The sequence below is a fragment of the Providencia stuartii genome, assembly GCF_029277985.1.
Taxonomy (GTDB): Bacteria; Pseudomonadota; Gammaproteobacteria; order Enterobacterales; family Enterobacteriaceae; genus Providencia; species Providencia zhejiangensis.
Map to the genome: position 1 here is coordinate 3,262,375 of NZ_CP119546.1, position 13,182 is coordinate 3,275,556.

13 protein-coding genes are annotated in these 13,182 nt (G+C 40.7%); 7 read left to right on the plus strand and 6 right to left on the minus strand.

Annotated features, from left to right (window positions below; all coding sequences use genetic code 11):
* Positions 1–127 precede the first annotated feature (127 nt).
* Positions 128–1,297 carry a YbfB/YjiJ family MFS transporter gene (locus tag P2E05_RS14505; protein WP_154622693.1) on the minus strand — a complete coding sequence of 390 codons (1,170 nt, stop codon included), beginning with the start codon at positions 1,295–1,297 and terminating at the stop codon, positions 128–130.
* A gap of 247 nt (positions 1,298–1,544) precedes the next feature.
* On the opposite strand from P2E05_RS14505, the gene moeA reads away from it, so the two are divergent.
* From moeA to P2E05_RS14520, 3 genes are all read left to right on the plus strand, one after another.
* Positions 1,545–2,786 carry a molybdopterin molybdotransferase MoeA gene (moeA, locus tag P2E05_RS14510; protein ID WP_154622692.1) on the plus strand — a complete coding sequence of 414 codons (1,242 nt, stop codon included), beginning with the start codon at positions 1,545–1,547 and terminating at the stop codon, positions 2,784–2,786.
* Positions 2,786–3,544, plus strand: a complete 759-nt coding sequence (moeB, locus tag P2E05_RS14515) for a molybdopterin-synthase adenylyltransferase MoeB (protein ID WP_154622691.1) — start codon at positions 2,786–2,788, stop codon at positions 3,542–3,544. The genes moeA and moeB overlap by 1 nt, the downstream gene beginning before the upstream one ends.
* A 170-nt stretch (positions 3,545–3,714) precedes the next feature.
* Positions 3,715–4,050, plus strand: coding sequence for a zinc ribbon domain-containing protein YjdM (locus P2E05_RS14520; protein ID WP_154622690.1), 336 nt, complete (start codon positions 3,715–3,717; stop codon positions 4,048–4,050).
* A gap of 74 nt (positions 4,051–4,124) precedes the next feature.
* Here the strand turns inward: P2E05_RS14520 and P2E05_RS14525 are convergent, their stop codons facing one another.
* The 3 genes from P2E05_RS14525 to P2E05_RS14535 form a co-directional block, all read right to left on the minus strand.
* Positions 4,125–5,723 (minus strand): ABC-F family ATPase, encoded by a 1,599-nt coding sequence (locus P2E05_RS14525; protein ID WP_163862717.1) that lies wholly within the window; start codon positions 5,721–5,723, stop codon positions 4,125–4,127.
* 353 nt (positions 5,724–6,076) lie between these two features.
* Complete coding sequence (locus P2E05_RS14530) at positions 6,077–6,535, minus strand: GNAT family N-acetyltransferase (protein WP_154622689.1); 459 nt, start codon at positions 6,533–6,535, stop codon at positions 6,077–6,079.
* An 18-nt stretch (positions 6,536–6,553) separates the two neighbouring features.
* Entirely contained in the window at positions 6,554–7,129 is a 576-nt protein-coding gene (locus tag P2E05_RS14535) for a TIGR00730 family Rossman fold protein (protein WP_154622688.1), read from the minus strand.
* A 342-nt stretch (positions 7,130–7,471) separates the two neighbouring features.
* On the opposite strand from P2E05_RS14535, the gene rhtA reads away from it, so the two are divergent.
* Both rhtA and dps read left to right on the plus strand, forming a co-directional pair.
* The gene (gene rhtA / locus P2E05_RS14540) at positions 7,472–8,359 is read left to right on the plus strand and encodes a threonine/homoserine exporter RhtA (RefSeq protein ID WP_154622687.1); all 888 of its coding nucleotides are present in this window, start codon (positions 7,472–7,474) and stop codon (positions 8,357–8,359) included.
* Between the two features lie 290 nt (positions 8,360–8,649).
* Positions 8,650–9,153 carry a DNA starvation/stationary phase protection protein Dps gene (gene dps / locus P2E05_RS14545; RefSeq protein WP_154621974.1) on the plus strand — a complete coding sequence of 168 codons (504 nt, stop codon included), beginning with the start codon at positions 8,650–8,652 and terminating at the stop codon, positions 9,151–9,153.
* 101 nt (positions 9,154–9,254) lie between these two features.
* On the opposite strand, the gene dinG is transcribed toward dps, so the two are convergent.
* Positions 9,255–11,372, minus strand: coding sequence for an ATP-dependent DNA helicase DinG (dinG, locus tag P2E05_RS14550; RefSeq protein WP_163862719.1), 2,118 nt, complete (start codon positions 11,370–11,372; stop codon positions 9,255–9,257).
* 242 nt (positions 11,373–11,614) lie between these two features.
* Here dinG and P2E05_RS14555 point away from each other — a divergent pair, with 242 nt between their 5' ends.
* Both P2E05_RS14555 and sseA read left to right on the plus strand, forming a co-directional pair.
* Positions 11,615–11,776, plus strand: a complete 162-nt coding sequence (locus P2E05_RS14555) for a hypothetical protein (RefSeq protein ID WP_276122859.1) — start codon at positions 11,615–11,617, stop codon at positions 11,774–11,776.
* A 27-nt stretch (positions 11,777–11,803) separates the two neighbouring features.
* Positions 11,804–12,646, plus strand: coding sequence for a 3-mercaptopyruvate sulfurtransferase (gene sseA, locus P2E05_RS14560; RefSeq protein WP_154621976.1), 843 nt, complete (start codon positions 11,804–11,806; stop codon positions 12,644–12,646).
* 194 nt (positions 12,647–12,840) lie between these two features.
* On the opposite strand, the gene P2E05_RS14565 is transcribed toward sseA, so the two are convergent.
* Positions 12,841–13,089 (minus strand): GlsB/YeaQ/YmgE family stress response membrane protein, encoded by a 249-nt coding sequence (locus P2E05_RS14565; RefSeq protein WP_154621979.1) that lies wholly within the window; start codon positions 13,087–13,089, stop codon positions 12,841–12,843.
* Between the last annotated feature and the right edge of the window lie 93 nt (positions 13,090–13,182).

Genomic DNA, 13,182 nt, shown 5'->3' on the forward strand with positions numbered 1-13,182 from the left:
ATTACCGCCATGGTTCATATGAAATATTTGCATGAACCAATATTTATTTCATCATGATACACCGTCGAATTCTTTAGCGGCTATATTATTATTTCTCTAATAAATAACATATTTACCGCTATAGTCTTTATCTAGAACGGCGATAGACTAACCCACCGGCAATACACAAAGCCATAAATGCGGTATACAGTGCAGGTTCCAGTTTTCCTGTTAGAAAAGTAGAAATGAAGGACAGTGTTGGGCCCACTAATTGACCTATGGCATAAAAAGTAGTGAGTAATCCAGCCATAAAGCGATTATGTTCGGGGGCTAATTCACGACCTAATTGCATTGATAGCTGTACAGCACACATAAAGCCACCACCAATCAATATCGCGGCCATCACTAATCCCGAAATACCTGAAATCACTTCCGCAATGAGAATGCCAACCCCTTGTAACCATAACGTGATGGCTAAACGATTTTGCGTTGTAGATACCGTCCTTAATAGCATGGCGATAAGAATACCAAGTACAGCTGACGCACCAAAAACGGGCCAAACAAACTGGGCAAATAGGCTATCAGGAAAGCGCTGGGAAGCCATTTGTGACAAAAAGGTCGCAGGTAATATATAGCCAAATCCAGCTAATCCATAACTCCATACCAAGCGCTTAATTTCCGGCGTAAGATGCAGCTTTTTCACGTCTCCTGCTGGACGATGCCATTGACCCGTTCGAGGAATATAACGACTGATATACAAGCTAAAAATAAGGGCCAACACACCATAAATCAACCAACCTTGGCTGGCAGATAATTGCCAATCTTGAATCGCAACGGCGAACATACCGCTAATAAATATGCCTGCTCCTGTCCCCGCAAACACCGCGACACTTAACGCTGGGCGATTTAACCTCGCTAAATTTTCATTTGCCCAAGCAACGACCAACACTAATGACATGCCACTCGCCCAGCCAATAACAAAACGCGCGAGACTATGAAGTATGACATCACCAAGAAGTGATGATATTAATGTGATCGCAACTGCTCCCCATATCCCCAACCACATACGGACTTCAATATGCTGACGAGCTCGCATCGCATCAAATGAACCCAATAAATATCCTAGATAATTAAATGCAGCAACGACACTGGCGGTAGAGAGGGTTAGCTGATGCTCTTCAATCATTAACGGAACTTGAGGCGTGAGCGTAAAACGCCCTATTCCCATCACGACAATTAATGAAAGAAATCCGCTAAAAGCAATATGAAAAGCACTAGCGCTACGGCTTGAATGGGGATGTTTCTGCGCTACAGCCATAAAATCCTTTGTTTCATCTCAAATGCAATAATTAATTTGATTACTGGTTTAACATAGCATTCACAAAAAAACAATTTTGTTTATGCCTAATAGCAGACTGTTTTCTGTGTGGTTTTTCCTACGAAATCCAATCAAAAGCTATTCTGAATCAATTTCTATTCATTCACCCATCGCAATATCTCTGCCATAATAAGCAGTACGACAGTATTTTAAGCCTCAATGGCAAAGCAGAAATATAGGGGTAATAATGGACATGTGTCATACCGCGGGATTGATCTCTCTTGAGCAAGCACTAGAAAAAATTCTTTCTCAAACACAAGCTGTGACTAGCTCAGAATCCATTCCGCTCACAGAATCGGCCCAGCGCATCACCGCAGCTGACATCATCTCACCAATGAATGTTCCCCCATTTGATAATTCTGCAATGGATGGCTACGGTCTTCGTTTCGCAGAGTGGGATGGTAAAACCCCTATGCCTGTAGCAGGAAAATCATTCGCAGGCCAACCAATGCAAGGGGAGCTTCCCCACGGTAGCTGTGTTCGCATTATGACTGGCGCACCCATTCCACAAGGTGTCGATACTGTCGTCATGCAAGAAGAGACGGAAGAGACAGCTCAAGGGATCTTATTTACAGGTACTGTCAAGCAAGGTAGCAATATCCGCCGAGCAGGCGAAGATATCGCCAAAGGAAGTTGCGTACTCCCTAGCGGCACGCTGCTATCCACAGCCCAATTACCCCTTATCGCGTCTTTGGGCATTGCAACGGTCAATGTACATCGCCGTCTAAAAGTTGCACTATTTTCTACAGGAGATGAGCTGCAAGCAGTTGGTCAACCGTTGCAAGAGGGGCAAATCTACGACACTAACCGCTTTACTGTCCGCTTGATGCTCGAAAAACTCAATTGTGAAATTATCGACTTAGGTGTTATTCCTGATTCCCCTGAAAAACTTAAACAAACCTTTATTGATGCCGATAGCCAAGCTGACTTAGTGATTAGTAGTGGCGGTGTCTCCGTGGGGGAAGCTGATTACACGAAACACATTTTAGAGGAGCTAGGAGAAATCGGCTTCTGGAAACTTGCCATAAAACCCGGCAAGCCATTTGCTTTTGGTAAACTCCATTCAGCGTGGTTTTGTGGATTACCAGGTAACCCTGTCTCCGCGGCACTTACCTTTTATCAACTCGTACAGCCGTTAATTGCTCGCCTTTCTGGAAATAGCCAGTGGCAAGCGCCAATGAAATTTAAAGTTCCTGTGACTACGCCATTGAAAAAAAGCCCCGGCCGTCTGGATTTTCAACGTGGGATCCTAAGCGTCAATGAACATGGGCTGCTGCAAGTTGCAACAACAGGGCATCAAGGCTCTCATGTGTTTAGTTCCTTTAGTTTAGCCAACTGCTTTATCGTCTTAGAAAGGGAACGAGGACATGTCGCCGCAGGCGAAATCGTTGATGTCGAAATGTTCAATGACCTACTCAAAAGTGAATAATGACAGTGCAAGAGCTTACCGATCAAGAAATGTTACGCTATAACCGTCAAATCATTTTGCGTGGATTTGATTTTGATGGTCAGGAGAAACTCAAGGCCAGCAAAGTGCTGGTCATTGGTCTCGGTGGTTTAGGTTGCGCAGCCACACAATACTTAGCGGCTGCGGGTGTCGGTCAACTCACCTTAGTCGATTTCGATACCGTTTCACTGTCTAATTTACAGCGGCAAACCTTGCACCGTGATGCGACGATTGGCCAACCTAAAGTGGATTCCGCTAAAGCTCAATTAACAGCGATCAATCCACATATTTGTATTGAGACGATCAATGCACAGTTGGATGATGTGCAACTAAATGAATTAATCACAACACATCATGTAATACTTGATTGCACCGATAATGTCGCTATTCGTGAACAATTAAATCGTCTATGTTTCCAACAAAAAAAACCGCTGGTGTCAGGTGCCGCTATTCGCATGGAAGGACAATTGTCAGTTTTTACCTATGAAGATGACACCCCTTGTTACCACTGCTTGAGCCGCTTATTTGGTGAAAATAGTCTAACCTGTGTAGAGGCAGGTGTAATGGCTCCATTAGTCGGAACGATTGGTACACTGGAAGCGATGGAAACCATCAAACTGCTCACGCAATATGGGAAAGTGAATACGGGTAAGGTGTTATTCTTTGATGCAATGACGATGGAGTTCCGCCAATTTAAACTCACCAAAGACGCCCATTGTGAAGTGTGCTCTCAGCAATAACATTGCTGTCGATGATATGTGGCAGTTATTCAAATGCTGCCAAAATTAAGAATAATCCTAAAAAATAAATTATTTTTGCTTTAACCTTATACTATCCCCTTTCGTGTTGGCTGGCATGAATAATCAGTCATCACTTTACATTACTAAATAAGTTACTGAGAGTATTTAATATGCAATTCCCTCCTTGCCCGAAATGTCAGTCTGAATACACCTATACTGATAACGATATGTATATCTGCCCTGAGTGTGCGCATGAATGGAATGATGCCGAGCCTGTTGAAGAAAGCGATGAGTTGGTCGTTAAAGATGCGAACGGAAATCTATTAGCAGATGGCGATACTGTCACTGTCATTAAAGATCTAAAAGTGAAAGGCAGCTCATCAATGCTAAAAATTGGTACTCGTGTAAAAGGTATCCGCTTAGTCGAAGGCGACCACAATATTGATTGTAAAATTGATGGATTCGGCCAAATGAAGCTAAAATCTGAATTTGTGAAAAAGAACTAATGAACTTATTTTGTTAAAAACTAAGACCTAGCTAGGCTAGGTCTTTTTTCAATCATTTATAAACCATAGTCAGTTTATTCAACAACACCTTGGCTCTTCAAATATTCATCATAAGTGCCTTTGAAATCAATCACTTTATCTTCCTTAATTTCTAAGATACGACTTGCTAATGAACTGACAAACTCACGGTCGTGAGAAACAAAAATCAATGTTCCTTTATAGAGTTCTAACGCAAGGTTTAAGGATTCGATCGATTCCATATCTAAGTGGTTGGTTGGCTCATCCATAATTAAGATATTTGGTTGTTGCATCATGAGCTTACCAAATAACATACGGCCTTGTTCACCACCCGATAAAACAGAAACCTTTTTCTTAATATCATCTTGAGAGAACAGTAAACGACCTAAAATACTGCGGACGGCTTGTTCATCATCCCCTTCGTTTTTCCATTGGCTCATCCAATCAAAAACGGTTAAATCAGTATTAAAATCCTCGGCATGATCCTGAGCATAATAGCCGATAGAGCTATTTTCAGACCATTTTACTGTACCACTTTTAGGTGGTAACTCACCTACCAGTGTTTTCAAAAATGTCGTTTTACCAATACCGTTCGCACCGATAACCGCCATTTTTTCACCAACTTCTAGCAATAAGCTCACATTTTTGAATAGAGAGGATTGCTCATAACCGTTGGTCACAGCTTCAAGTTCCAATGCATTTCGGAACAATTTTTTCTCTTGTTCAAAACGTATGAATGGGTTTTGGCGACTAGAGGCTTTAACTTCTTCCAATTGAATTTTATCAATTTGGCGTGCACGAGAAGTTGCTTGTTTTGATTTAGAGGCATTAGCGCTGAAGCGACTCACAAATGATTGCAATTCGGCAATTTGCGCTTTTTTCTTCGCATTATCGGCAAGTAAGCGCTCTCTTGCTTGTGTTGCGGCAATCATATACTCATCATAGTTACCCGTGAACAAACGCAGCTCACCATAATCTAAGTCGGCCATATGGGTGCAAACTGTATTCAGGAAGTGCCTATCATGGGAAATAATCACCATCGTACAGTTACGGTCGTTCAATACTTGCTCTAACCAACGAATAGTATCGATATCAAGGTTGTTGGTTGGTTCATCGAGTAACAAAATATCGGGATCAGAGAACAGTGCTTGAGCCAAAAGTACCCGCAATTTCCAACCAGGAGCAACTTCACTCATTGGGCCGTAATGCTGCTCGACAGGAATACCAACACCAAGCAGCAGCTCACCCGCACGAGCTTCCGCACTGTAGCCATCCATTTCACCGTAAGCGACTTCAAGGTCTGCAACGCGATAGCCATCCTCTTCACTCATTTCTGGGAGGGCATAAATACGGTCGCGTTCTTGTTTTACATTCCATAGCTCAACGTGCCCCATAATCACAGTATCCAGTACCGTGTATTCTTCAAAGGCAAATTGATCTTGGCGAAGCTTACCAATGCGCTCATTAGGGTCTGTGGTACTTACATTTCCCGCAGTTGGTATAAGATCGCCCCCTAATATCTTCATAAATGTCGATTTACCGGCGCCATTTGCGCCGATTAAACCATAACGGTTTCCTGTTCCGAATTTAACGGAAATATTTTCAAACAGCGGCTTACTGCCGAACTGCATAGTGATATTGCTTGTCTGTAACACTTCTATGCCTTTAATTTATGATGTCGAGGATACCCAACCAAATAGCGGCGCATTATGCCACATTCGTTCGCTTAGATCTTGTACTGATTGCGCCACCGAGATCAATAGTCATCCACCTGCTCTGTCTATAATCAAATGAGATAAACATGAATCGGTTATGAGCTTATATATCAATACTAATTATTGCTATTATGACGATATAATGAATGGTATTAAAAAGTTGTATAATGACCTTTAAGGTCTAAATAAAAATATTCTTCGTTAAGACAACGGAATATAATCGCAATAAAAAATAGAATATATTGATAATATCGTGATGGCCCAATATTTATTATTAGGCCATCAATGGGCTTTTATAGCTTAATTCCCATGGTACGAGTGATTTCTGTTAACCCTTCTCTTTCATAAAACTTAATAGCTTGATGATTTTGTGATAATACAGAAAGTTCTAAATGACTTAAATTGCGTTCTTTCGCCCATATTTTCATATGCTCAAGAAATTGATGCCCCATTTTTTGACTTCTTAATTCTGGAGCAACGACAAGGTCAAAGATATAACAAAAATCTCTAGGAACCATACAGTTATAGGGAGATGCTGATTGTTGTTGAGCGAGGCAAAAACCTTTAACTTTTCCATCATGCTCTGCCACTAGCAACTGAAATTTTTCATCACTAATGGCATGTTCGACAAACTCTCTAGCCTGTTTTGCTGGTTGCATTCTTTCACTGTCTAAATTCGCCATCTCTGAAAATAATAGCTCGTATAGGGAAAGCACTGCTTCAAGGTCTTGTTTAACCGCACATCGGATCATAAATCCCCTCTTAATAAGTTAGCTATATGTTTTTATTGATGGCGCGATATAGCTCTCAAAGCGATCGAATAATGCCGCTGGAGAAGTTTCAACAATCGCCATGTGACGATATTTTTCCTGCAAAAAAGCCTCATCTGCCATTTTATTGGTCATATCGATTAATGGTTGCCAATAGTTATTAATATTGAACAGGCCGCAAGGTTTGGTATGTAAACCAATTTGGCTCCAAGTAAATACCTCACTAAATTCCTCAAGCGTGCCATATCCTCCGGGTAAAGCAACGAAACCATCAGCTAGCTCTATCATTTTATTTTTACGCTGGTGCATTGTTTCAACTTTATATAATTCAGTGAGGTTTTTATGTGAAATTTCACGTTCTTCAAGTAATGAAGGAATAACGCCAATGGCTTTTCCGCCTAAAGATAAAATGGTGTCAGCCACTGTTCCCATAATGCCTACGCTAGCACCACCATAGACTAAAGTAATATTACGTTTGACCATTTCTTCAGCAAATTGAATAGCCTGCTGCCGATAAACCTCATTCGCCCCCATGCTTGACCCACAATATACCGCGATACTGTTAATTTTTTTCATTTTGTCCTCATTATTATTGTGTTTTTATTGAAAAATAATTATACGTCACATAAAGATAACCTCAATACACATTGTATAAAGCCATAAAGTCGCATATAAATTATTGCCCAAATTTAGTCTATACTTTAGTCGGTATCGGGTTAACAAGACAAACATTAAATGTCATGTATTATTGTGCTTTATATTTTATAAACACATATTATCTATGTTGAATTTATGCCATAATTACGTCCATCTTATTGCTAAGCTATGTGTTTTTCCTTTTGTCGCAAAATTATTCATATTTAAGAATAGCCAAGCATTTTATAGGCTTGATAACGTATTTCTGAGGTTTAATTATTCATGTCTGCCGATACTAAAAAGAGCGCTTTTCCTCTGTTACCTGTAGGGTTGTTGTTGCTTGCAATGACCTCAATTCAGAGCGGTGCATCTCTAGCTAAAACATTATTTCCTGTTATCGGTGCTCCGGGGGTAACTGGACTACGCCTATTGCTTGCGACCGTTATTTTATTTGTTATTTTTAAGCCTTGGCGATTGAAATTTAGACGCAACTCCCTTGTTCCTCTGCTCACATATGGCCTTTCTTTGGGAACCATGAACTATTTGTTCTATCTCTCTTTAGAACGAATTCCATTAGGGATCGCGGTTGCACTCGAATTTACTGGCCCACTTGCCGTTGCTATGTTTTCATCTCGCCGCCCTATTGATTTCCTTTGGATAGCATTGGTTATCGTTGGCTTGCTATTTTTATTACCTATTGGTGATAATATTAATGCCCTTGATCCGATTGGTGCTTTATATGCGCTCGGTGCTGGCGTGTGTTGGGGCATTTATATTATTTTTGGTCAACGTGCCGGCGCGGGTTATGGTGCTGCAACTGTCGCTATTGGTTCATTTATTTCCGCGTTGATTTTTTTCCCGATTGGATTAATGCAAACTGGTGTTGAAGCCATGTTTGATCCCGCTATTTTACCATTGGCATTAGCGGTTGCTGTTTTATCAACTGCATTTCCTTATACTCTTGAAATGATCGCCCTAACGCGGCTTCCAGCAAGAACCTTTGGTACCCTGATGAGCTTAGAACCCTGTATGGGCGCATTCCTAGGCATTATCTTTCTTCAGGAGCATTTAACTGCAACCCAATGGTTAGCGCTATTATGTATAGTATGTGCATCTATTGGTTCAACATCTACTGCGCGTCCAAAAACTAAAATAGAAGAAGTCACTTAAATATATAACGTTTGAATTTCTTTTATTATTTTTATCTTATTCAAGGTTAATAAAGTTAAAATAACTTTCTTTATTAACCTTATTTATTGTAAATTTTCTTTAACGTCATTGAAATATTACCTTATTAATCCTATATTATTATTTAGTAATAATTAATTTACTTGTAATTCGTTATCAATTTTACCTATCAAAGTAATAGAATATAGCATTATGACAAACTGACTCTGTTGTTTTATATTATTTAACAGAAACAGGATACTGATAAATTAAAGACTTATAAGGGGAAAATTATGAGTACAGCTAAATTAGTTAAAGCACCTCAAGCAAACCTTTTATATACCCGCAATGATGTTGAAGATAGTGTCAAATTAGAAACTATTGATATGTTGAATGTCATGGTGGTTCATTTCACCGATCTATCTTTAATGACAAAACAAGCACACTGGAATATGCGTGGTCGTAATTTCATTGCTGTACATGAAATGCTTGATGGTTTCCGTGCCTCTTTAGTTGAGCACCTTGATGAATTTGCAGAACGTGCAGTTCAACTTGGCGGAGTCGCTATTGGGACCACTCAGCAAGTGAATAAGTTTACTTCGTTAGAGGCATATCCAATTGATATCCATGATGTGCAGGATCACCTCAAAGCACTAGCCGATCGCTATGCTGTTGTTGCTAATGATATCCGTAAGGCTATTGATGAAGTCGAAGATGAAGACACTGCGGATATGTTTACAGCAGCATCACGTGACCTTGATAAATTCCTATGGTTCTTAGAAGCCAATATTGAGTAATGTCGATAACAATAGTCAACCTTGACTGCCCCTTGGCCACACCATGGTGTGGCCTTTTTCATCCCTATTGGTTATTAAACCCCTTCAATTTTTAGTTCACTTCATGTGACCTGTTTATTTATTGGCATTTGAGGCTGTTCAATAGGAAAAACGGGTAGCGCATTCAATAACCGCTTGCCATAATTTTTGGTGATTAACCGTTTATCATAAATAATAATTTCACCGTAGCATTCATGACTACGGATCAAGCGGCCAGCTTGCTGAATTAGATTAAAAGAAGCACTCGGTAAACTTTGAACTTCAAAAGGATAGCGCTTAAGCGATTTTAGCCACTCCCCCTCTGTGATAATGACTGGGTTCGTTACAGGTGGAAATGCAATTTTATGAATATGCACCTGAGTTAAATATTCGCCTTTTAAATCAAGCCCCTCAGCGAATGATTGCAAGCCAATTAATACGCTAACTAAACCTTTATCGATGCGTTCACAGTGCGTTTCCACTAATCGGTAACGAGGTTGATCCCCCTGTACTAATAATTGTAAACGCAAATCTTTCACATGTTCTAAAAAACCGTCCATAGCGCGTTGGCTACTAAATAGCACCAACATCCCTCGATGCGTTCCTTTCTCTAATTCATGGCGAAAATAGGTTGCCATCTCCGCTAAATGTTGCTCTTCGGTCGCGATAGTTGGCTCATATTTCATTTGAGGAATAACTAATTTTCCCTGTTCAACATGATTAAAAGGAGACGATAAAGTGATAAAACGATCATCACTTTTTTCTGATAACCCACTCAACTCTTGAAAACGCGCGTAACTGTTGAGTGAACGTAACGTTGCAGAAGTCACCACAATATGTGGCACATTGCGCCATAACAGTTGCTGAAGTTGTTCACTCACTCGAATACCAGCACAGTGCATAAATAAGCGAGACTGATTTTTCTCATAACGACGACTAAGCCATTTAGATACCGGAGCGCCTGATGTTTGCTCAAGAGTCGCTAAACGCCACAACTTTGCCATATTTTCAAAATAACCTAACGCTCTGCTAGTTGATAAAATAGCGCGATGTAGGCGAACAATATCTTGTTTCGCTGTCTGTTCGGTTAAATCATTTAAAATCGCTTCAGATAAGCCTTTAAGGGCATCTGTTAATTTGAATAAATCCTGACAGCATAATTGCATTGCCTCAGGTAACTGTCCCAACGGAAATAAATATTCACTGTCCTTCGAGGTTTCTGGCAATAAAGCATTTGTTAATAGTGAAAAATCACGAAATGCCGCCCTTAATTTTTCTGCATGTTGATGCAATCGTTCGGGATTCGCTAACTTCGGTGGTTTAGCCGGGCTAAACTGAGCAACATACTGCCCTACATTATGAATAAAGTTATCCACTTGCGCAGTTAATTGAACAAGGGTGATTTCACCTTCTACTTCTAATGCATCTCTCGCAACATCAGGCACATGATGGCCTTCATCAAGTACCAAAAGCAGCTTTTTAGGTTCAGGCAATACGGATTCACTTTCCATCGCTGCCATCACTAAGGCATGGTTTGCCACCACGACATCCGCATCTTCAATTTCTCGGCGGGCAATAAAAAATGGACAGCGCTGATAAAATTGGCAATTGCGACCTAAGCAATTCATTTTATCAGTACTCACCTTTCGCCATAAGCTATCACTAAATGCTCGTTTATGGTGATCCCTCAACCCATCCCATGCAAAGCTATGAAAGTCATTACGTAGCTGCTGACAAATCGCTCTTTCTTCACTATTGGCTATTTCAGCCTTATCTTCGACTAACAACATTAAGTCAATTTGTTCGCCTTCAGCTGCACAAATTGCCTCTAAATTGCGAGGACATACATAACGTGCTCGACCAAAAGCGCCTGTATACTTAAGGTCGGGAATTATTTTACTGAGTAATGGTAAGTCTTTACTGAAAATTTGATCCTGTAACGCGACATTCGCCGTGCTGACGACTAATATTTTGCCTTCTTCACGCCCAACAGCAATACCGGGTATTAAATAAGAGAGTGTTTTGCCTACTCCTGTTGGTGCCTCAATCACCAAATGTCGCCCTTCTTCATCAGACAAATTTTTTGCAACTTCAGCAATCATTTGGCGCTGTGGTGCGCGGGAAACGAACCCGTCAATATGGTGTGATAACCCTTTATACCATTGGGTTATATGTTCTTTAATTTTATTTGACAGAGACATAGGCTCACTGCTGTTTACATTAGAAGGTGTAGAATAACCAATGTGGTTAATAAACCAGACGTTATCAGAAAGTATTCACGATGTGCTTTGCAAAAACTACTGTTTAAAAAACCATTATGCCACAAAATTGGGAACAGGTTGGCAAATTCCCCATTCATCCGCACAAAAAAGAGTATTTAACTTGTCTGCAACACTCATCGAGTTATACTTTGGGTCTACTTCTTCAACTCAGGCTATAAAAAATGAAAAAGGTTGTTATCGCTCTCTTCGCGCTATGTGCATTCGGTTCCGTTGGTGGGATTGTTTTAGCGGGCATGAATATTTATACACGTTCAACGACACCTATTGAACACAGTCAACCACAGCAACCTTCTATTATTCCTACGGTTAATCAGGCTCAATAATATTTACATTCAGGATGAAGATAATTTATGTATGACGCTTATTTTGTCACACCTCACTGGTTACATGACCACCTGTCAGATACTAACCTTATCGTACTAGATGCTTCATCTCCCCCTCCAACCGCGCCTTATGATTGTCGGCAGCGTTGGTTAGAAGAACACATTCCTCATGCCCAATTCTTTAATCAAGATGAAGTGGCAGATACGCGTATTGCCCTGCCACATATGCTGCCAGATGAAACTACATTTAGTCAGGCCGTCGGTAAAATGGGAATAAATAATGATACTCAAGTAATCATTTACGCTCAGAATAATTTATTCTCTGCGCCTCGCGCGTGGTGGACATTTACAACGATGGGCCACAAAAATGTCAAAATTCTAGCTGGTGGCATTGATGCATGGAAAGCGGCAGGTTTTGAAACTCAGACAGGAGAAGTTATCCCTCCGACACCGCAAACCTACACGGCCAAATGCCAGCGTGAAAATGTTTTAAATCAAGCTCAAGTCCTTGAACTAGTAGAAGAGCAAAAGCAAGTACAGATTATTGATGCCCGTGCCGCCGCACGCTTTTTAGCGCAAGCCCCTGAACCTCGTCCGGGTCTACGCATGGGGCATATCCCTGGTAGTAAAAATATGCCTTGGGATCTGTTAGTCGACAAGGGTGAGTTTAAATCAGAAACAGAACTGAAAGCGCTGTTTGCTAAACAAGGCATTGATATTCATGCCCCTTCTGTCACAACTTGTGGCTCAGGTATGACCGCCGCCGTCGTATTAATGGCATTAACACTATTAGGTAATACCAATGTTAGCCTGTACGATGGCTCATGGGCTGAATGGGGGCAAGATAACGGCCTACCGATAGAACCTTAGTCACCGTGCTATCACTCCCTTGCACATAAAGCGACTTAACTCACATAAGGGAGTGTTAGCTGAAATCTTGGGAACTCATCAGCCATAATTGAGTGAGCCAAGATATCTACAGTATCAGCATGACGATTTCCATAAAAATAAACCACCTTATTAATGGTGGTTTATTTTAAGGTTCATTCTGATTGGATATCAGGTTATTTAGCAAATATTCCAGCTAAAAATAGCACGACTATCGCACCGATCACGGCAACCACAAAGCTGCCAAAGTTGAAACCATCTACCTTACCTTTGCCAAAGAAAGTACTGATATATCCACCAACGACGGCCCCAACAATTCCGAGTACGGTCGTCATGACAAAACCGATTTGGTAGGTTCCTGGCATGATCCACTTCGCCAAAATACCTGCAATAAGACCAAAAATAACCCAAGAAATAACTCCCATCATAGACCTCCATACAAATTAAACACGGTAAAATAGAGTTTAATCCTGTGAGTTTGCCATTCTATGACAAACAATTTAAACCCAATTTAACAT

Bases quoted from the DNA above. Each gene is read 5' to 3' on its own strand.
- P2E05_RS14520 (WP_154622690.1), top strand. From the start codon at position 3,715: ATGCAATTCCCTCCTTGCCCGAAATGTCAGTCTGAATACACCTATACT.
- dinG (WP_163862719.1), bottom strand. From the start codon at position 11,372: ATGTCTCTGTCAAATAAAATTAAAGAACATATAACCCAATGGTATAAA.
- P2E05_RS14530 (WP_154622689.1), bottom strand. From the start codon at position 6,535: ATGATCCGATGTGCGGTTAAACAAGACCTTGAAGCAGTGCTTTCCCTA.
- sseA (WP_154621976.1), top strand. From the start codon at position 11,804: ATGTATGACGCTTATTTTGTCACACCTCACTGGTTACATGACCACCTG.
- moeB (WP_154622691.1), top strand. From the start codon at position 2,786: ATGACAGTGCAAGAGCTTACCGATCAAGAAATGTTACGCTATAACCGT.
- P2E05_RS14555 (WP_276122859.1), top strand. From the start codon at position 11,615: ATGAAAAAGGTTGTTATCGCTCTCTTCGCGCTATGTGCATTCGGTTCC.
- P2E05_RS14565 (WP_154621979.1), bottom strand. From the start codon at position 13,089: ATGGGAGTTATTTCTTGGGTTATTTTTGGTCTTATTGCAGGTATTTTG.
- P2E05_RS14505 (WP_154622693.1), bottom strand. From the start codon at position 1,297: ATGGCTGTAGCGCAGAAACATCCCCATTCAAGCCGTAGCGCTAGTGCT.
- dps (WP_154621974.1), top strand. From the start codon at position 8,650: ATGAGTACAGCTAAATTAGTTAAAGCACCTCAAGCAAACCTTTTATAT.
- moeA (WP_154622692.1), top strand. From the start codon at position 1,545: ATGGACATGTGTCATACCGCGGGATTGATCTCTCTTGAGCAAGCACTA.
- P2E05_RS14535 (WP_154622688.1), bottom strand. From the start codon at position 7,129: ATGAAAAAAATTAACAGTATCGCGGTATATTGTGGGTCAAGCATGGGG.
- rhtA (WP_154622687.1), top strand. From the start codon at position 7,472: ATGTCTGCCGATACTAAAAAGAGCGCTTTTCCTCTGTTACCTGTAGGG.